This window comes from Leclercia sp. 119287 (assembly GCF_009734485.1).
Taxonomy (GTDB): domain Bacteria; phylum Pseudomonadota; class Gammaproteobacteria; order Enterobacterales; family Enterobacteriaceae; genus Enterobacter; species Enterobacter adecarboxylatus_C.
This window is the reverse complement of the sequence record NZ_CP046445.1, coordinates 3,934,330-3,952,095: the sequence shown is the minus strand read 5'-3', so window position 1 is coordinate 3,952,095 and position 17,766 is coordinate 3,934,330. Positions and strand designations below refer to the sequence as shown.

General features: G+C 58.9%; 11 protein-coding genes and 3 tRNA genes. 10 read left to right on the top strand and 4 right to left on the bottom strand.

The genetic code is table 11. The features are described from left to right. Positions 1 to 2: 2 nt before the first annotated feature. The 9 genes from thyA to recD all read left to right on the top strand — a co-directional run bounded on the left by thyA (position 3) and on the right by recD (position 14,476). On the top strand, positions 3 to 797 hold the full coding sequence (thyA, locus tag GNG27_RS18920) for a thymidylate synthase (RefSeq protein ID WP_156264559.1): 795 nt from the start codon (positions 3 to 5) through the stop codon (positions 795 to 797). Positions 798 to 980: 183 nt separating this feature from the next. Next, positions 981 to 1,445, top strand: a complete 465-nt coding sequence (locus tag GNG27_RS18915) for a prepilin peptidase-dependent protein (protein WP_156264558.1) — start codon at positions 981 to 983, stop codon at positions 1,443 to 1,445. Next, positions 1,436 to 1,999 (top strand): prepilin peptidase-dependent protein, encoded by a 564-nt coding sequence (locus tag GNG27_RS18910; protein WP_156264557.1) that lies wholly within the window; start codon positions 1,436 to 1,438, stop codon positions 1,997 to 1,999. The genes GNG27_RS18915 and GNG27_RS18910 overlap by 10 nt, the downstream gene beginning before the upstream one ends. Further along, complete coding sequence (locus GNG27_RS18905; protein ID WP_156264556.1) at positions 1,996 to 2,400, top strand: DUF2509 family protein; 405 nt, start codon at positions 1,996 to 1,998, stop codon at positions 2,398 to 2,400. Before GNG27_RS18910 ends, GNG27_RS18905 begins: the two co-directional genes overlap by 4 nt. Then, on the top strand, positions 2,385 to 2,708 hold the full coding sequence (locus GNG27_RS18900) for a prepilin-type N-terminal cleavage/methylation domain-containing protein (protein ID WP_142486961.1): 324 nt from the start codon (positions 2,385 to 2,387) through the stop codon (positions 2,706 to 2,708). Before GNG27_RS18905 ends, GNG27_RS18900 begins: the two co-directional genes overlap by 16 nt. Positions 2,709 to 2,720: 12 nt before the next feature. Continuing rightward, positions 2,721 to 6,089: an exodeoxyribonuclease V subunit gamma gene (recC, locus tag GNG27_RS18895; RefSeq protein ID WP_156264555.1), complete on the top strand. Its 3,369-nt coding sequence runs from the start codon at positions 2,721 to 2,723 to the stop codon at positions 6,087 to 6,089. A gap of 145 nt (positions 6,090 to 6,234) precedes the next feature. Beyond that, a complete protein-coding gene (ptrA, locus tag GNG27_RS18890) occupies positions 6,235 to 9,117 on the top strand; it encodes a pitrilysin (protein WP_156264554.1) in 2,883 nt (960 codons plus the stop codon). Beyond that, complete coding sequence (recB, locus tag GNG27_RS18885) at positions 9,114 to 12,659, top strand: exodeoxyribonuclease V subunit beta (RefSeq protein ID WP_156264553.1); 3,546 nt, start codon at positions 9,114 to 9,116, stop codon at positions 12,657 to 12,659. The genes ptrA and recB overlap by 4 nt, the downstream gene beginning before the upstream one ends. Then, positions 12,656 to 14,476, top strand: coding sequence for an exodeoxyribonuclease V subunit alpha (gene recD / locus GNG27_RS18880; protein WP_156264552.1), 1,821 nt, complete (start codon positions 12,656 to 12,658; stop codon positions 14,474 to 14,476). Before recB ends, recD begins: the two co-directional genes overlap by 4 nt. Before the next feature lie 37 nt (positions 14,477 to 14,513). Here the strand turns inward: recD and argA are convergent, their stop codons facing one another. Then, positions 14,514 to 15,845 (bottom strand): amino-acid N-acetyltransferase, encoded by a 1,332-nt coding sequence (argA, locus tag GNG27_RS18875; RefSeq protein ID WP_142486956.1) that lies wholly within the window; start codon positions 15,843 to 15,845, stop codon positions 14,514 to 14,516. A gap of 229 nt (positions 15,846 to 16,074) precedes the next feature. Here argA and amiC point away from each other — a divergent pair, with 229 nt between their 5' ends. Then, positions 16,075 to 17,328 carry an N-acetylmuramoyl-L-alanine amidase AmiC gene (amiC, locus tag GNG27_RS18870; protein WP_142486955.1) on the top strand — a complete coding sequence of 418 codons (1,254 nt, stop codon included), beginning with the start codon at positions 16,075 to 16,077 and terminating at the stop codon, positions 17,326 to 17,328. Between the two features lie 88 nt (positions 17,329 to 17,416). On the opposite strand, the gene GNG27_RS18865 is transcribed toward amiC, so the two are convergent. The 3 genes from GNG27_RS18865 to GNG27_RS18855 all read right to left on the bottom strand — a co-directional run bounded on the left by GNG27_RS18865 (position 17,417) and on the right by GNG27_RS18855 (position 17,724). Continuing rightward, positions 17,417 to 17,493: transfer RNA gene (locus tag GNG27_RS18865), tRNA-Met, on the bottom strand. 43 nt (positions 17,494 to 17,536) lie between these two features. Beyond that, positions 17,537 to 17,613 (bottom strand) — tRNA-Met (locus GNG27_RS18860). Positions 17,614 to 17,647: 34 nt separating this feature from the next. Beyond that, a tRNA-Met gene (locus GNG27_RS18855) sits at positions 17,648 to 17,724 on the bottom strand. Positions 17,725 to 17,766: the final 42 nt, after the last annotated feature.

Here is a 17,766-nt window from a genome sequence, read left to right as displayed (position 1 = left end):
TCATGAAACAGTATCTTGAACTGATGCAAAAAGTGCTCGATGAAGGCACGCCAAAGAACGATCGCACCGGCACCGGTACGATATCCATTTTTGGCCACCAGATGCGCTTCAACCTGCAGGAAGGCTTTCCGCTGGTTACGACCAAGCGCTGCCATTTACGCTCGATCATTCATGAACTGCTCTGGTTCCTGCAGGGCGACACCAATATCGGCTATCTGCGCGAGAACAACGTCTCCATCTGGGACGAGTGGGCGGATGAAAACGGCAATCTGGGCCCGGTCTACGGCAAGCAGTGGCGCGCCTGGCCGACGCCGGATGGCCGCCATATTGACCAGATCACCACCGTGATGAACCAGCTGAAAAACGATCCAGACTCGCGCCGTATCATCGTGTCGGCCTGGAACGTGGGCGAACTGGATAAGATGGCGCTGGCCCCGTGCCACGCGTTTTTCCAGTTCTACGTAGCGGATGGCAAGCTCTCCTGCCAGCTCTACCAGCGCTCCTGCGATGTGTTCCTCGGCCTGCCGTTCAACATCGCCAGCTATGCGCTGCTGGTGCATATGATGGCCCAGCAGTGTAACCTGGAAGTGGGGGATTTTGTCTGGACCGGTGGGGATACCCACCTGTACAGCAACCATATGGAGCAGACCCACCTGCAGCTGACCCGTGAGCCGCGTGCGCTGCCGAAGCTGGTCATCAAACGTAAACCGGACTCCATTTTCGACTATCGCTTCGAAGATTTCGAAATTGAGGGTTACGACCCGCATCCGGGGATCAAAGCGCCTGTTGCGATCTGATGCGGTAATCCTGACATAACCGGCGCCTTCTGCGCCGGTTTTTTTATGTTCGCGGAAGGCTTTTGCGAGCCTCTGTCCATAAGAATTGTAATTCGCTGCAACGCCTTCGAAAGTCCTGAAAACGCCTCGTAATTTGCTCAACACCCCCTCGAACTGTTTTACATCTGGCGGCACACTGCTGCCATGAAAACGCAACAGGGCTTTACCCTCATGGAAATGCCGATCGCCATCTCGCTCATCGTGACGCTCAGTGCGACAGGGCTGTACGGCTGGCGGCGCTGGCAGCAGCAACAGCAGCTGTGGCAGACGGCGCGCCAGGTTCGGGATTACCTGGTGGTGCTGCGAAATGATGCCTGGCGGAATAACCGGGACCATATCGTGACCCTGCAACGGGCGGGCAAACAGTGGTGTCTGTTAAAGACCGGCATCCCGGCGTGCCAGGCGGATAATGCTTTTGTACTCACGCCGCAGTGGTCTGACATTCAGGTCACCGAGCTAACGCCTGCGCTGGGGTTTTACGGTTTACGGGATACCGCCTGGGCCGGAAGAGTACGTCTGCAAAGCCAGGCCGGAGAGTGGCTGATCCTCATTTCCGCATGGGGGCGTATCCGCATGTGCAACGGAAAGGGGGAGTTCGCATGCCGGTAAAGCAGCAGGGATTTTCCCTGACCGAAGTACTGATCGCGATGGCGATAAGCAGCGTGCTGCTGATGAGCGCGGCGCGATTCTTGCCCGCGCTACAGCGGTCGATAATGGTGCTGACGAAGCAGCAGGAGCTGCAAGAGGAGCTCTGGCTGCGCATAAACGGCATCGGTAAGCACCTGCAACGAGCGGGGTATTGCGCGGGCAAGTGCGAAGGCGAGGCGCTGAAAATTGGTCTGCGCGGCGAATGCGTTATTGTCCAGTGGGATGAAAACAGCAACGGCCGCTGGGAAACCTTACCCTCAGCCGCCGCCGAGCAGACCGGCTTTCGTCTGAACGGCGACGCACTGGAAACTTTGCGAGGTGCGACGCAGTGCGAGGGTAAGGGTTGGGAGAGAATGACCGACCCTGACAGGATCAGGGTTCAGCGTTTTCAGGTGCAACGCATTTTACGTGCGGGCTTCGCCCCGGAGCTGAGCCTGACGCTGGCGGCCTTCGTCAACGGACAGCGCGATGGCGTGGTCGAGGCGCGCCACGTCGTGACCGGGTTTAATCTGTGAACCGTCAGCAAGGAATGTCGTCGCTGGCGCTGGTGCTCCTGCTGCTGATTCTTGGCAGCCTGATGCTGGCCGGGCTCAACCAGCAGTTGGCTGCCCTGATGCGCATCGTTAGTACGGAACGTCAGGCGACAGAGCATCAGGCGATAGCCCAGTCCGCGCTGGAATGGGGAAGAATGCTCTCCTGGCAAACCCAGGCTGAATATGCATGCCGTCAGCATCCGCAGCAGCCCTGGCGCGTCTGCTTACGCATTCTGGAGGAACGCGCGCTGCTTATCGCCAGCAGCGGTAGCGCGACGCTGTGGCGGCTGGGCGAGGTGACGGCCAACGGCGTACATTTCTCGCCGCAGGGCTGGAGCGATTTCTGTCCCCTGAAGGAGAGGGCGTTATGTCAGCAACCGTAGCGAAACAGAAGGGGTTCAGCATCGTTGAGGTCTTACTGGCCATGATGCTGATGGTAATGGTCGTCACCGGGCTGGCGGGTTACCATCGTGTGTTAGCCAGCCGGTTTGTCACCCTTGAGCAGTATCGTCAGCTCTGGCGTCATGTCTGGTCTCAGTCACAGCTGGCCGCCGGGGAGATCCCTCCAGGCTGGCAGGTAAACAGGGTGCAGACAACACCGGCCGGATGTGTCAGCATCTCGGTCTCACTTATTTCTCCATTGGGTCGGCAGGGTCAAATGACGCGCCTGCACTGCCCGGTTAGCCAGTAGTTGGGAGCAGCAATGTTAAGGGTCTACCACTCAAACCGTCTTGATGTGCTGGAAGCACTGATGGAATTTATCGTCGAGCAGCAGCGGCTCGACGATCCCTTTGAACCGGAGATGATCCTGGTTCAAAGCACCGGTATGGCCCAATGGCTGCAGATGTCCCTGTCGCAAAAGTTTGGCATTGCCGCCAACATTGATTTCCCGCTGCCCGCCAGTTTTATCTGGGATATGTTTGTTCGCGTACTGCCGGAGATCCCCAAACAGAGCGCGTTCAACAAACAGAGCATGAGCTGGAAGCTGATGACGCTGCTGCCGGAGATGCTGACGCATGATGAGTTCGCCATGCTGCGCCACTACCTGAACGACGATACCGATAAACGAAAGCTGTTTCAGCTCGCGTCGCGTACTGCCGATCTCTATGACCAGTATCTGGTCTATCGTCCAGAGTGGTTAACGCGCTGGGAAGCAGGAGAACTGATTGACGGCCTTGACCAGGCGCAGGTCTGGCAGGCGCCGCTGTGGAAAGCGCTGGTGGAACACACTGAAAAGCTGAGTCAGCCGCAGTGGCACCGTGCCAATCTCTATGAACGTTTTATCGCGACGCTGGAGTCGGCCTCTGCGCCGCCTGCCGGATTGCCATCCCGGGTCTTTATCTGCGGGATCTCCGCCTTACCGCCGGTTTATCTGAGAGCGCTGAATGCGCTGGGCCGGCATATCGATATTCATATTCTTTTCACCAATCCCTGCCGGCATTACTGGGGAGATATTCAGGATGCCCGCTGGCTGGCCCGCATCGTCACGCGCCAGCGTCGTCGCCTGTTTGACGAACGCGCGGTGCCGCTGTTTAAAGACAGCGAGACGGCGGCTGACCTCTTTGACGAACAGGGCATTCAGAACCTGCCGAATCCGCTGCTGGCCTCCTGGGGAAAACTGGGGCGCGACTATATCTACATGCTCTCCGAGCTTACCGCTTCCGGAGAAGGGGATGTCGATGCCTTTGCGGATATCACCCCGGACAGCCTGCTACATAACGTGCAGCGGGATATTCTGGATCTGGACAACCGCGCGGTGGCAGGCATCACCGCCGCCGAGTTTGCCAACAGCGCCAACAAGCGCCTGCTCGATCCTGACGATCGCAGCGTGACCATTCACCTGTGCCATAGCCCGCAGCGTGAGGTGGAGGTGCTGCATGACAAACTGCTGGCGATGCTGGAGGACGATCCGCAGCTGACGCCGCGCGACATCGTAGTGATGGTGGCCGATATCGACAGCTACAGCCCCTATATCCAGGCGGTGTTTGGCAGCGCGACGGGCGATCGCTACCTGCCGTTTGCCATATCGGACCGCCGGGCGCGCCAGTCGCATCCGGCTCTGCAGGCGTTTGTCAGCCTGCTTTCGCTGCCGGACAGCCGCTTCGTGCCGGAAGATGTGCTGGCCCTGCTGGACGTGCCGGTACTGGCGGCCCGTTTTGATATTGATGAGGACGCGCTGCGCTACCTGCGTCAGTGGGTCAACGAATCGGGCGTTCGCTGGGGGATGGATGATGACAACGTGCAGGAGTTTGAGCTGCCGGTCACAGGCCAGCATACCTGGCAGTTTGGCCTGACGCGTATGCTGCTCGGCTACGCCATGGAGAGCAGCCAGGGAGAGTGGAATGCCGTCCTGCCGTATGACGAATCCAGTGGCTTAATTGCCGAGCTGGTGGGTCATCTGGCTTCGCTGCTGATGCAGCTTAACCGCTGGCGGCGGGAGCTGATGAAGTCGCGCTCGCTCGAGGAGTGGATGCCGGTATGCCGGGAGATGCTCAATGATTTCTTCCTGCCGGATCAGGAAACCGAAGCGGCGATGGCGCTAATCGAGCAGCAGTGGCAGGCTATCATTGATGAGGGTATCGACTCGCACTATGGCGAAGCGATACCTCTCTCGCTGTTACGCGATGAATTAACGCTGCGTCTCGATCAGGAGCGTATCAGCCAGCGCTTCCTCGCCGGGCCGGTGAATATCTGCACTCTGATGCCGATGCGCTCCATTCCATTTAAGGTGGTCTGCCTGCTGGGCATGAACGACGGCGTCTACCCGCGCGCGCTGGCGCCGCTGGGGTTTGATTTAATGAGCCAACAGTCCCAGCGCGGCGACCGTAGCCGTCGCGATGACGACCGCTACCTGTTCCTCGAGGCGCTGATCTCCGCCCAACAGCAGCTCTATATCAGCTACATCGGCCGCTCAATTCAGGACAACAGCGAACGTTTCCCTTCGGTGCTGGTTCAGGAGCTGGTGGACTACATCGGACAAAGCCACTATCTGCCGGGGGATGAGCACCTCAATTGTGATGAAAGCGAACAGCGCGTGAAGGCGCATATCACCTGCTGCCACAGCCGTATGCCGTTTGATGCCGTTAACTACAATGACAACGAACAGCAGAGCTACGCCCGGGAGTGGCTGCCGGCCGCGAAGCGGGAAGGGGTGGCCCATGGCGACTTTATCCAGACGCTGGATCCGCTCCCGTTGGATACGGTCGCGTTTGAACAACTTCAGCGCTTTTGGGCCCACCCGGTGCGGGCCTTTTTCCAGATGCGGTTGCAGGTCCATTTCCGCTCCGAAGAGAGCGAGATCCCGGATGCGGAGCCGTTTACCCTGGATGGGTTAAGCCGCTACCAGTTAAACCAGCAGTTGCTGAACGCGCTGGTGGAGCAGGAGGATGCCCAGAAGCTGTTCCGTCGCTATCGTGCGGCGGGTCAGCTGCCATATGGCGCCTTCGGGGAAATTACCTGGGATGCCCAGTGTGAAGAGATGCAGGCCCTCGCTGGCCGGGTGATTGAGTGTCGCCAGCCCGGCAAGAGCATGGAGATCGATCTCAACTGCAACGGTATCAATCTGACGGGATGGTTGCAGCACGTACAGCCTGATGGACTGCTGCGCTGGCGTCCGTCGATGCTCAGCGTTTCGCAAGGTTTGCAACTTTGGCTGGAACACCTTGTCTATTGTGCGAGCGGTGGCGAAGGTGAGAGCCGGTTATTTGTACGTAAAGACGGCGAATGGCGCTTCCCGGCGCTGCCTGCCGCCCAGGCCATGGAGTATCTGTCGCAGCTGGTTGAAGGCTACCGGCAGGGGATGAATAAGCCGCTGCTGCTGCTGCCAGAAAGTGGGGGTGCATGGATTAAAACCTGTTACGACGCCACAAATGATGCGATGTTAACGGATGATGCGACCCTGCAAAAAGCGCGCAGCAAATTTTTGCAGGCTTATGAAGGCAACATGATCGTGCGTGGGGAAGGGGACGACGTCTGGTATCAACGCCTGTGGCGAACCCTTGAGCCCGAGTACTTTGAGGCCATCACCGACGAGGCCCGACGCTACCTGTTGCCGCTGTATAAATTTAATTAGTCCTGGCCCTGTTTAAAAATTGCGCAGGTTTGGGCATTCATTTATGATGCCCATCTTGTCATGGACTGATGTACACCACAAAGAGATGCTGGCCTGCCCGGCACAAAGCGTGTTAATGATGATGTCCGTGATGAAGAGGTAGTGAATGCCAGGCAGCACCTTGTTGAAATCGTTAGTTTTGTTCGTCGCTCTTTGGGCCCCCCTCAGTCAGGCAAATACCGGTTGGCAACCCGTTCAGGAAACGATCCGCAAAAGCGATAAAGATACCCGCGAATATCAGGCGATCCGCCTTGATAACGGGATGGTCGTGCTGCTGGTTTCCGATCCGCAGGCCGTAAAGTCACTGTCGGCGCTGGTAGTGCCGGTGGGCTCGCTGGAAGATCCTGAATCCCACCCGGGGCTTGCGCACTATCTTGAACATATGACCCTGATGGGCTCAACCAAGTACCCGCAGCCTGACAGCCTGGCCGAATTTTTAAAAATGCACGGTGGTAGCCATAACGCCAGCACCGCGCCGTACCGTACTGCCTTTTATCTTGAAGTTGAAAACGATGCGCTGGAAGGGGCGGTCGATCGCCTTGCGGATGCCATTGCCGCTCCGCTGCTGGATAAAAAATATGCCGATCGCGAACGCAACGCCGTTAATGCCGAGCTGACGATGGCCCGTACCCGGGACGGGATGCGTATGGCACAGGTCAGCGCCGAAACCATTAACCCCGCGCACCCTGGCTCCCGCTTTTCCGGCGGTAATCTTGAAACCCTGAGCGACAAGCCGGGCAGCCCGGTGCTTGATGCGCTGCACGCCTTCCGCGATAAATACTACTCCGCCAATCTGATGAAAGCGGTGGTGTACAGCAACAAACCCCTGCCAGAGCTGGCGAAACTCGCCGCCGATACCTACGGCCGCGTTCCGAATAAAGATATTACCCGCCCGGAAGTCACCGTGCCGGTCGTCACCGATGCGCAGAAAGGCTTAATCATTCACTATGTTCCCGCGATGCCGCGTAAGGTGCTGCGCGTTGAATTCCGCATTGATAACAACACCGCGCAGTTTCGCAGCAAAACCGACGAGCTGGTTAACTACCTGATTGGCAACCGTAGCCCGGACACGCTGTCCGACTGGCTGCAAAAGCAGGGGCTGGTGGAAGGTATCCGCGCGGACTCCGATCCGATCGTCAACGGCAACAGCGGCGTGCTGGCCATCTCCGCCACCTTAACTGATAAAGGTCTGGCCCATCGTGATGAGGTGGTTGCCGCCATTTTCAGCTACCTGTCGCTGTTGCGTGACAAAGGCGTTGATAAACGCTATTTCGACGAGCTGGCCCACGTGCTGGATCTCGACTTCCGTTATCCCTCCATTACCCGCGATATGGACTACGTTGAGTGGCTGGCCGACACCATGATCCGTGTGCCGGTCGAGCATACGCTGGATGCGGTCAATATCGCAGATCGGTACGATGCTGACGCCGTCAAAGCCCGTCTGGCAATGATGACCCCGCAGAACGCCCGTATCTGGTATATCAGCCCGGACGAGCCGCACAACAAAACCGCCTACTTTGTAAACGCTGAATATCAGGTTGATAAAATCAGCGAGCAAACTTTTGCCGACTGGCAGAAGCGATCCGCCGCGATTGCGCTCAAGCTGCCGGAGGTGAACCCCTATATCCCGGACGATTTCGCGCTGATCAAACCCACTAAAGAGTATGCAAAACCGCAGCTGATTGTGGACGAGTCTGACCTGCGCGTGGTCTATACCCCGAGCCGCTATTTCGCCAGCGAGCCGAAAGCCAACGTCAGCATGGTACTGCGTAACCCTGCGGCAATGGACAGCGCCAAAAACCAGGTGATGTTTGCCCTGAATGATTATCTGGCCGGCATTGCGCTGGATCAGCTCAGCAACCAGGCGGCCGTGGGCGGGATCGGTTTCTCAACTAACGCCAACAATGGCCTGATGCTTAACGCCAACGGCTACACCCAGCGTCTGCCGCAGCTGTTTAAGGCGTTGCTGGAGGGTTACTTTAGCTACACCGCCACCGAGGATCAGCTGGCGCAGGCCAAATCCTGGTATGCCCAGATGATGGACTCCGCCGAAAAAGGCAAGGCCTTCGATCAGGCCATTATGCCGGTGCAGATGCTGTCGCAGGTGCCTTATTTCCAGCGCGAAGAGCGTCGGGCGCTGCTGCCGTCCATCACCCTTGACGAGGTGATGGCCTATCGTGCGGCGCTGAAAACCAACGCCAGACCGGAGTTTCTGGTGGTCGGCAATATGAGCGAAGATCAGGCGAAAACCCTGGCGCAGGACGTCCGTACTCAGCTGGGGGCGAAGGGAACCGAATGGTGTCGCAACCAGGATGTGCTGGTGGATAAACAGCAGAACGTGATTTTCGAGAAACCCGGCAGCAGCACCGACTCCGCGCTGGCGGCGGTGTTTGTCCCAACCGGCTATGACGAATACGCCAGCTCGGCCTACAGCGCCATGCTCGGACAGATCGTCCAGCCCTGGTTCTACACCCAGTTACGTACCGAAGAGCAGCTGGGCTATGCCGTTTTTGCTTTCTCGATGAACGTGGGCCGCCAGTGGGGGATGGGCTTCCTGCTGCAAAGCAGTGATAAACAGCCGGATTATCTCTGGCAGCGTTTCCAGGCCTTCTTCCCGCAGGCGGAAGCTAAGCTGCGCGCCATGAAGCCAGAAGAGTTTGCCCAGATCCAGCAGGCGGTGATCGCCCAGATTACGCAGCCGCCGCAAACCCTGGCCGAAGAGGCGTCAAAGATCAGCAAAGATTTTGATCGGGGTAATATGCGCTTCGATTCGCATGATAAAGTAGTGGCCGAGATAAAACAGCTCACGCCGCAGAAAGTCGCCGACTTCTTCCACCAGGCGGTGGTTGCCCCGCAGGGGATGGCGATCCTGTCCCAGGTATCGGGTAGTCAGAGTAAAAAAGCTGACGTTGCCCCGCCTGCAGGCTGGACGGTCTGGAAGAGCGTGAGCGCATTGCAGCAATCTTTGCCCAGGAGTAAGAACGAATGACCGATACCGCCGAGTCCCTTGATCCCCTGAGTTTACCGTTACAGGGGGAACGACTGATAGAGGCCTCAGCGGGAACCGGAAAAACCTTCACCATCGCCGCACTCTATCTGCGCCTGCTGCTCGGGCTGGGCGGCAGCGCAGCCTTCAGTCGCCCGCTCAGCGTGGAAGAGCTGCTGGTGGTGACCTTCACCGAAGCCGCGACGGAAGAGCTGCGCGGCCGTATCCGCGCCAACATTCATGAGCTGCGGATCGCCTGCCTGAGACAGAGCACGGACAATCCGCTGTATGCCAGTCTGCTGGACGAGATTGACGACACACAGCAGGCGGCCCAGTGGCTGCTGCTGGCGGAACGGCAGATGGACGAGGCCGCCGTGTTCACTATCCACGGCTTCTGTCAGCGCATGCTCAGCCTGAATGCCTTTGAATCCGGCATGCTCTTCGAGCAGCAACTCATCGAAGATGAATCCCTGTTGCGCTACCAGGCGTGCGCCGACTTCTGGCGTCGTCACTGCTATCCTCTGCCTCGCGATATTGCCGAAGCGGTACACGCTCTCTGGAAAGGGCCGGAAGAGTTACTCCGGTCCATCGATCGTTACCTGCAGGGTGAAGCCCCGGTAATTAAATCCCCCCCGCCTGCGGACGAAACCCTGGCCTCTCGCCATGAGAAGATCGTCGGCCTCATCGCCACCATGAAGCAGCAGTGGTCCAGCAGCGTGGGGGAAATCGACGCGATTATTGAACGTTCCGGTATCGATCGGCGCAAGTTCAACCGCGGCAACCAGGCAAAATATATTGAGCGCGTCACGGCCTGGGCCCAGGAAGAGAAGCACAGCTACCAGCTCCCTGACGCGCTGGAAAAGTTCTCACAAACGTTCCTGGCGGAGCGCACAAAAGCGGGCGGCGAGGTGCCGGAACACCCGCTGTTTGTCGCCATCGATACTCTGCTGGCTGAGCCATTGACCCTGAACGATCTGATGATCACCCGGGCGCTGGCAGAGATCCGCGCAGCAGTCGCGCGCGAAAAGCGCCGTCGCGGCGAGCTGGGTTTTGACGATATGCTCAGCCGCCTCGATGAGGCGCTGAACAGCGACAATGGCGACGCGCTGGCCGCGGCCATCCGCGGCCGTTTTCCGGTGGCGATGATCGATGAATTCCAGGATACCGACCCCCAGCAGTACCGGATTTTCCGGCGGATCTGGCGTCAGCAGCCTGACACCGCGCTGCTGCTGATTGGCGACCCGAAGCAGGCGATCTACGCGTTCCGTGGGGCGGATATCTTTACCTATATGAAGGCCCGTGGCGAAGTTGCCGCGCACTATACGCTGGATACCAACTGGCGCTCGGCGCCCGGTATGGTGGAAAGCGTCAATACCCTCTTTTCACAGATGAACGACGCCTTCATGTTCCGTGAAATCCCCTTCCTGCCGGTCAAATCCGCCCCGAGAAACGCCGGGCTGCGCTTTGAGCTCCGGGGGGAGCTCCAGCCAGCGATGAACGTCTGGCTTATGGAGGGCGAGGGGTGCGGCGTCGGGGATTACCAGGCCTTTATGGCCCAGCACTGCGCGGCGCAAATCCGCGACTGGCTGAGCGCCGGGGTGCGCGGTGAAGCCATTCTGCACCGGGGCGACGAGGCCCGGCCGGTGAGAGCATCGGACATTACGGTGCTGGTGCGCAGTCGTCAGGAGGCGGCGCTCGTCCGCGACGCGCTGACGCTGCTGACCATCCCCTCGGTCTATCTCTCCAACCGCGACAGCGTGTTTGAAACCCTCGAAGCCCAGGAGATGCTCTGGCTGCTGCAGGCGGTGCTGGCGCCCGAGCGTGAAAGCATCCTGCGCAGCGCGCTGGCAAGCTCAATGCTCGGTCTTAACGCCCGGGACATCGACATGCTGAATAACAGTGAAACCCTCTGGGATGAGGCGGTGGAAGAGTTTACCCGCTATCGCGAACGCTGGCAGAAGCGGGGCGTGATGGCGATGCTGCGCGACATCATGGCGCAGCGCAATATTGCCGAAAATATGCTGGCCACCGCGGGGGGCGAACGCCGTCTGACCGATATTTTGCACATCAGCGAGTTGCTCCAGGAGGCGGGAACGCAGCTTGAGAGCGAGCACGCTCTGGTGCGCTGGCTGGCGCAGCATATTGCCGAACCCAACAGCAATGCTTCAAGCCAGCAGATGCGCCTCGAAAGCGACAAACATCTGGTCAAAATCGTCACCATTCACAAATCAAAAGGGCTGGAATACCCCCTGGTCTGGCTGCCTTTTATTGCCAACTACCGGGTGCAGGATCAGGCGTTTTACCACGATCGCAACACCTTTGAAGCCGTACTTGACCTCAGCAAGGCGGAGGACAGCGTCGAGCTGGCCGAAGCCGAGCGGCTGGCGGAAGATTTACGCCTGCTGTATGTGGCCCTGACCCGCTCGGTCTGGCACTGCAGCCTGGGCGTCGCGCCGCTGTTCCGTCGTCGTGGCGACAAGTCCGGTGACAGCGATTTCCACCTCAGCGCGCTCGGACGCTTGATCCAGCGCGGCGAGCCAAAAGACGCGGCCGGGCTGCGCCAGTGCCTGGAAACCCTGTGCAATGACCACATTGCGCTGCAGGTGGCCGGGGTGGCCGATACCGCCCGCTGGCATATGCCGGAGTCGGCGATGCCGGATCTGCAGGCGCGGCAGGTGGCTCGCGTGCTGTTTGACGACTGGCGGGTCACCAGCTACTCCGGGCTGCAGCAGCGCGGGCACAGTATCGCCCAGGATCTGATGCCGCGCCTCGACGTTGATGCCGCAGGCACAGGCGAGGTGGTACAGGAGCCGGAGCTGACGCCGCACCAGTTCCCGCGCGGTGCCTCGCCAGGCACCTTTTTACACAGCCTGTTTGAAGCGCTCGATTTTACCCAACCCGTTTCCCCGGAGTGGACGCTGGAGATGCTGCAGAAAGGCGGGTATGACGCCCGCTGGGAGCCGGTCCTGACCCACTGGATCAACCAGGTACTGCAGACGCCGCTCAATGAAGAGGGGATCTCCCTGAGCCAGCTTTCAGCCGCCGATAAACAGGTTGAGATGGAGTTTTATCTGCCGATCGCCGGGCCGCTTACCGCCGATGCGCTGGATGCGCTGATCCGCGAGCACGATCCGCTGTCGCGTGACTGCCCGCCGCTCGACTTTCGCCAGGTGCGCGGCATGCTGAAAGGCTTTATTGACCTGGTGTTCCGGCATAATGGTCGCTACTACCTGCTCGACTATAAGTCCAACTGGCTGGGGGAAAACGGCGAGGCCTATACGCCGCAGGCAATGGCCCGTGCGATGCAGTCCCACCGCTACGATCTGCAGTACCAGCTCTACACCCTGGCGCTGCACCGTTATCTGCGCCACCGTATTGCCAATTATGACTATCAGCAGCATTTCGGTGGGGTGATCTACCTGTTTTTACGCGGCGTGGACGGCAGTTCGCCGGGGGCCGGTTGCTTCGCCACCCGCCCGAGTGAAATTTTAATCAATCAAATGGATAGCTTGTTTTCTGCAAGCCAAGAGGAGCTTGTGTCATGACGATGCAGGAATTATTGCTGGAGGCCGTGGAACAGCGCGTATTGCGTCGTCTGGATGTACAGTTTGCGATGATGGTGGCCGGGAACGATGAACCCTCGGTGATGCTGGCGACGGCGATCTTAAGCCGGGATACCGGAGAGGGGCATGTCTGTTTGCCGCTGTCCCGTCTGCAGGCAGAGGCTAAAACCGCCGCGCTGCAGGCCTGTTTTGCCCTGCATGATGAAACCCTGGACTGGTCCGCCACGCTGATGCGTTCGCGCGCAGTGAGCGCAGGGGACGAGCCAACGCCGCTGGTGCTGGTGGGCGAGCGCCTCTACCTCCACCGGATGTGGCGCTACGAGCGGGCCGTGGCCGGTTTCTTTAGCGAAGCCAATCAGCCTTTGCCCCATGACAGTGCCGACGTTCAGCGTACCCTGAACGCATTGTTCACCTCTGACGAAGCCGTTAACTGGCAAAAGGTGGCGGCGGCGGTGGCGTTAACGCGGCGTATCTCGGTGATTTCCGGCGGCCCGGGCACCGGTAAAACCACCACCGTCGCCCGCCTGCTGGCGGCGCTGATCCAGATGGCGGGAGAGGAGAAGTGCCGTATCCGGCTGGCGGCCCCGACCGGTAAAGCCGCCGCCCGTCTCACCGAGTCGCTGGGCGGCGCGCTGCAACAGCTTCCGCTGACCGACATTCAGCGTAAGCGCTTCCCGACCGAAGCCAGTACCCTGCACCGTTTGCTCGGCGCCCAGCCGGGCAGCCAGCGTCTGCGTTACCATGCCGGTAACCCGCTGCATCTGGATGTGCTGGTGGTGGATGAAGCCTCGATGATTGACCTGACCATGATGTCTCGTCTGATTGATGCCCTGCCGCCTCATGCCAGGGTGATCTTCCTCGGCGATCGCGATCAGCTGGCCTCCGTCGAAGCGGGCGCCGTGCTGGGCGATATTTGCACCTGGGCCAGCGCCGGTTTTACCGTGCAGCGTGCCCAGGAGCTGGCCGGCATGACCGGATGCCAGATGGAAGGCAACGTCAGCCCGGTTGCGGGCGCCCTGCGCGACAGCCTCTGCCTGCTGCAAAAAAGCTACCGTTTCGGCAGCGACTCCGGCATCGGGCAGCTGGCGGCAGCGGTCAACCGTGGCGATCGTCACGCGCTCCGCTCGGTGTTTGACGGCACATTCAGCGATATCGAGAAAAAGCAGCTCCAGAGTGGGGAAGAGTATCTGGTGATGCTGGAGGATGCCCTGCAGGGATATCACCATTTTCTCGACCGGGTGCAACACCAGGCCTCCGAAGAGGAGATTCTGGCGGCCTTTGGCGGCTACCAGCTGCTGTGTGCCTTACGGGACGGCCCCTTTGGCGTGGCCGGGCTCAACGAAAGGCTGGAGCAGGTGCTGATGCAAAAGCGCCGCATCAGCCGTCAGCCGCATTCGCGCTGGTATGACGGACGCCCGGTAATGATTTCGCGCAACGACAGTGCGCTGGGCCTGTTTAACGGGGATATCGGGATTGCGCTGGATCGGGGGCAGGGGCTGCGCGTCTGGTTCCAGATGCCAGATGGCAGCCTGAAGTCCGTACAGCCGAGCCGACTGCCGGAGCATGAAACCGCGTGGGCGATGACGGTGCATAAATCTCAGGGCTCTGAGTTCGATCATGCGGCGCTGATCCTGCCTACCCAGATGTCCCCGGTAGTCACCCGGGAGCTGGTCTATACGGCCATTACCCGTGCCCGTCGGCGGTTGTCGCTGTATGCGGATGACGGTGTGCTGGTGCAGGCCGTTACTACCCGTACGGAACGGCGCAGTGGCCTGAGTGCGATTTTTGAAGCCTTGTGATTTATTCCCTCTCCCCATGGGGAGAGGGTCAGGGGGCTTAACCTAAATCGGCCATCAGCACCTTCGAGCGACGCTGATAGTTGTACATCTCTTTCTTGGTTTCCGGCAGGGAATCAATGTCCACCGGCGTAAAGCCGCGTTCCTGGAACCAGTGAATGCTGCGGGTAGTCAGCACAAAGAGCTTACTCAGCCCCTGCTGCCGGGCCTGGACGGCAATCCGCTCCAGCAACACCTCGCCGCGCGACGAGCTGCGGTAGTCAGGATGCACCGCCACGCAGGCCATCTCACCAATCTTCTCTTCCGGGAAGGGATAGAGCGCCGCACAGGCGATGGTGAGGTTGTCGCGCTGAATAATGGTGAACTTGTCGATCTCCATCTCCAGCTGCTCACGGGAGCGACGCACCAGGATCCCCTGCTGCTCCAGGGGGCGAATCAGCTCCAGAATGCCGCCGATGTCATTGATGGTGGCGCGACGGATCTGCTCGGCGCTCTCCATCACAATCTGCGTCCCGATACCGTCGCGGGAGAACAGCTCCTGTAGCAGGGCACCGTCTTCCTGGTAGCTGATCAGGTGGCTGCGGCGCACGCCGCTGCGGCAGGCTTTGATGGCGCCGCGCAGGAAACGCACGGTGCCAGAGTAGTAATCCCCCTGTTCCTCAAGCGCTTCGACCCGCGCCTGGGCTTCGTTAGGAAACAGCTCAGAGACGATATTCCCCAGCTCGTTAGTGACGCCCTGTGAAGAGCAGAAACCGATCATTTTTTCGGCTTTCAACTTGATCGCCAGCTGGGTGGCAATCTCTTCTGAGGTGAGGTTAAAGCTTTCGCCGGTCACGGAGACGGCGACCGGGCCGGTCAGCACAATCGCACCGCCGTCGAGCTGGCGATGGATCGCCTCTTCATCGATACGGCGAATACGTCCGCTGTGGCAATAATCCACCCCGTCATCCACGCCAAGCGGCTGAGCGATAATAAAATTGCCGCTCACCACGTTGATGTGCGCTCCCTGTAGCGGAGTGTTGTTGAGGCTCATCGACAGCCGCGCGGTAATGTCCAGCTGCAGCAGACCGGCGGCCTGCTTCACCAGCTCCAGCGTTTTGGCGTCGGTAACGCGGGTATGTTTATGGTAGATCGGCTCGTGATGATGCGCGGCCAGATTGGCTTCAATCTGCGGGCGGGCACCATAAACGACAACAAGGCGAATACCCAGGCTGTGCAGCAGGCCGATGTCATTGACTATGCTGGAGAAGTTCTCATGCTCAATGGCTTCGCCGCCGAGCATAATGACGAACGTCTTTCCCCGGTGGGTGTTGATATAGGGAACAGAATGACGGAATCCCTGGACCAGTTCGATTCTACGTTCCTTCACCACGGCACAACCCCTCAATGAATGTTTATTCGCAATTTTTGTATTTTTATTCGAATATGCCCCTGCGCGCAAGCCAAAATTTTCGGCGAAGCAAAGAAAACATTCAGGGAAGTAATCGTTAACGCATGATTGTTTACCCTTTTAGGGATGACAGGTTATGCATCATTCGCTAAAGTTTTCGGTCAATTTGGACGTTATGAGAAGTTATTCGATATCTTTGCTCGGGAGAAGCATGTCGGGATCCAGTAAAGCATTAAGTCGTCGCCGCCTGTTACAAGGGGCCGGGGCAATGTGGTTGCTTAGCGTAAGTCAGGTAGGGCTTGCCGCCGTCAGTCAGGTGGTGGCGGTACGTGTCTGGCCAGCGTCGACCTATACACGCGTGACGGTCGAGTCCAACCGGGTGCTGAACTATAAGCAATTCGCCCTGAGTAATCCGGAGCGGGTGGTGGTGGATATCGAAGGGGTGAACCTCAATTCAGTCCTCAAAGGGATGAGCGCCCAGATCCGTGGCGACGATCCTTTTATCAAGTCCGCACGGGTAGGGCAGTTTGATCCGAAAACCGTGCGCATGGTGTTTGAGCTTAAGCAGAACGTAAAGCCGCAGCTGTTTGCCCTGGCACCGGTGGCCGGATTTAAAGAGCGTCTGGTGATGGATCTCTATCCGGCCAACGCGACGGACATCCAGGATCCTCTGCTGGCGTTGCTGGAGGATTACAACAAAGGCGATCTTGAGAAGCAGGTTCCGCCTGCGCAAAGTGGTCCGCAGCCGGGCAAAGCCGGGCGCGACCGCCCGATTGTGATCATGCTCGATCCGGGCCATGGCGGGGAAGACTCCGGCGCGGTGGGCAAATACCGCACGCGGGAAAAGGACGTAGTGTTGCAGATCGCCCGCCGCCTGAAGGCGTTGATCGACAGAGAAGGCAACATGCGCGCTTACATGACGCGTAATGAGGACGTCTTTATTCCGCTGAAAGTTCGCGTGGCGAAAGCGCAAAAGCAGCGCGCGGATCTGTTTATCTCGATCCATGCGGATGCCTTTACCAGCCGTCAACCGAGCGGTTCATCGGTGTTTGCGCTGTCGACCAAAGGGGCAACCAGTACGGCTGCAAAACTGCTGGCAGATTCGCAAAACGCCTCTGACCTGATCGGCGGCGTCAGTAAGAGCGGCGATCGCTACGTCGACCATACGATGTTTGATATGGTGCAGTCGCTGACCATCACCGACAGCCTGAAATTTGGTAAAGCGGTGCTGGGTAGACTGGGTAGGGTTAATAAGCTGCATAAAAACAGCGTCGAACAGGCCGGGTTCGCGGTACTGAAGGCGCCGGATATCCCGTCGATTCTGGTGGAAACCGCGTTTATCAGTAACGTGGAAGAGGAGCGTAAGCTCAAAACGGCCGCCTTCCAGCAGGAGGTAGCGGAGTCGATACTGGCGGGGATTAAGGCCTATTTCTCGGATGGGGCGACGCTCGCCAGACGAGGATAATCAGGGATGCCGGGTTTATGCCCGGCAAAAGGGCAAACTGCAGATACAAAAAAACACCCGAATGGGTGTTTATTGTTTTCAGAAGTGTTGGTTGCGGGGGCCGGATTTGAACCGACGACCTTCGGGTTATGAGCCCGACGAGCTACCAGGCTGCTCCACCCCGCGTCCGTCATTCTACTTTGTAGAATCTTACTTCTTTAAATTTGATTGGTTGCGGGGGCCGGATTTGAACCGACGACCTTCGGGTTATGAGCCCGACGAGCTACCAGGCTGCTCCACCCCGCGTCACCGTACTGCTTGTACTTCATCAAATTTTAATTGGTTGCGGGGGCCGGATTTGAACCGACGACCTTCGGGTTATGAGCCCGACGAGCTACCAGGCTGCTCCACCCCGCGTCCGTGGATGCGCACTATACTCGGATGACTTTTTGTTGCAAC

Bases quoted from the DNA above. Each gene is read 5' to 3' on its own strand.
- thyA (WP_156264559.1), top strand. From the start codon at position 3: ATGAAACAGTATCTTGAACTGATGCAAAAAGTGCTCGATGAAGGCACG.
- GNG27_RS18915 (WP_156264558.1), top strand. From the start codon at position 981: ATGAAAACGCAACAGGGCTTTACCCTCATGGAAATGCCGATCGCCATC.
- GNG27_RS18910 (WP_156264557.1), top strand. From the start codon at position 1,436: ATGCCGGTAAAGCAGCAGGGATTTTCCCTGACCGAAGTACTGATCGCG.
- GNG27_RS18900 (WP_142486961.1), top strand. From the start codon at position 2,385: ATGTCAGCAACCGTAGCGAAACAGAAGGGGTTCAGCATCGTTGAGGTC.
- recC (WP_156264555.1), top strand. From the start codon at position 2,721: ATGTTAAGGGTCTACCACTCAAACCGTCTTGATGTGCTGGAAGCACTG.
- ptrA (WP_156264554.1), top strand. From the start codon at position 6,235: ATGCCAGGCAGCACCTTGTTGAAATCGTTAGTTTTGTTCGTCGCTCTT.
- recB (WP_156264553.1), top strand. From the start codon at position 9,114: ATGACCGATACCGCCGAGTCCCTTGATCCCCTGAGTTTACCGTTACAG.
- recD (WP_156264552.1), top strand. From the start codon at position 12,656: ATGACGATGCAGGAATTATTGCTGGAGGCCGTGGAACAGCGCGTATTG.
- amiC (WP_142486955.1), top strand. From the start codon at position 16,075: ATGTCGGGATCCAGTAAAGCATTAAGTCGTCGCCGCCTGTTACAAGGG.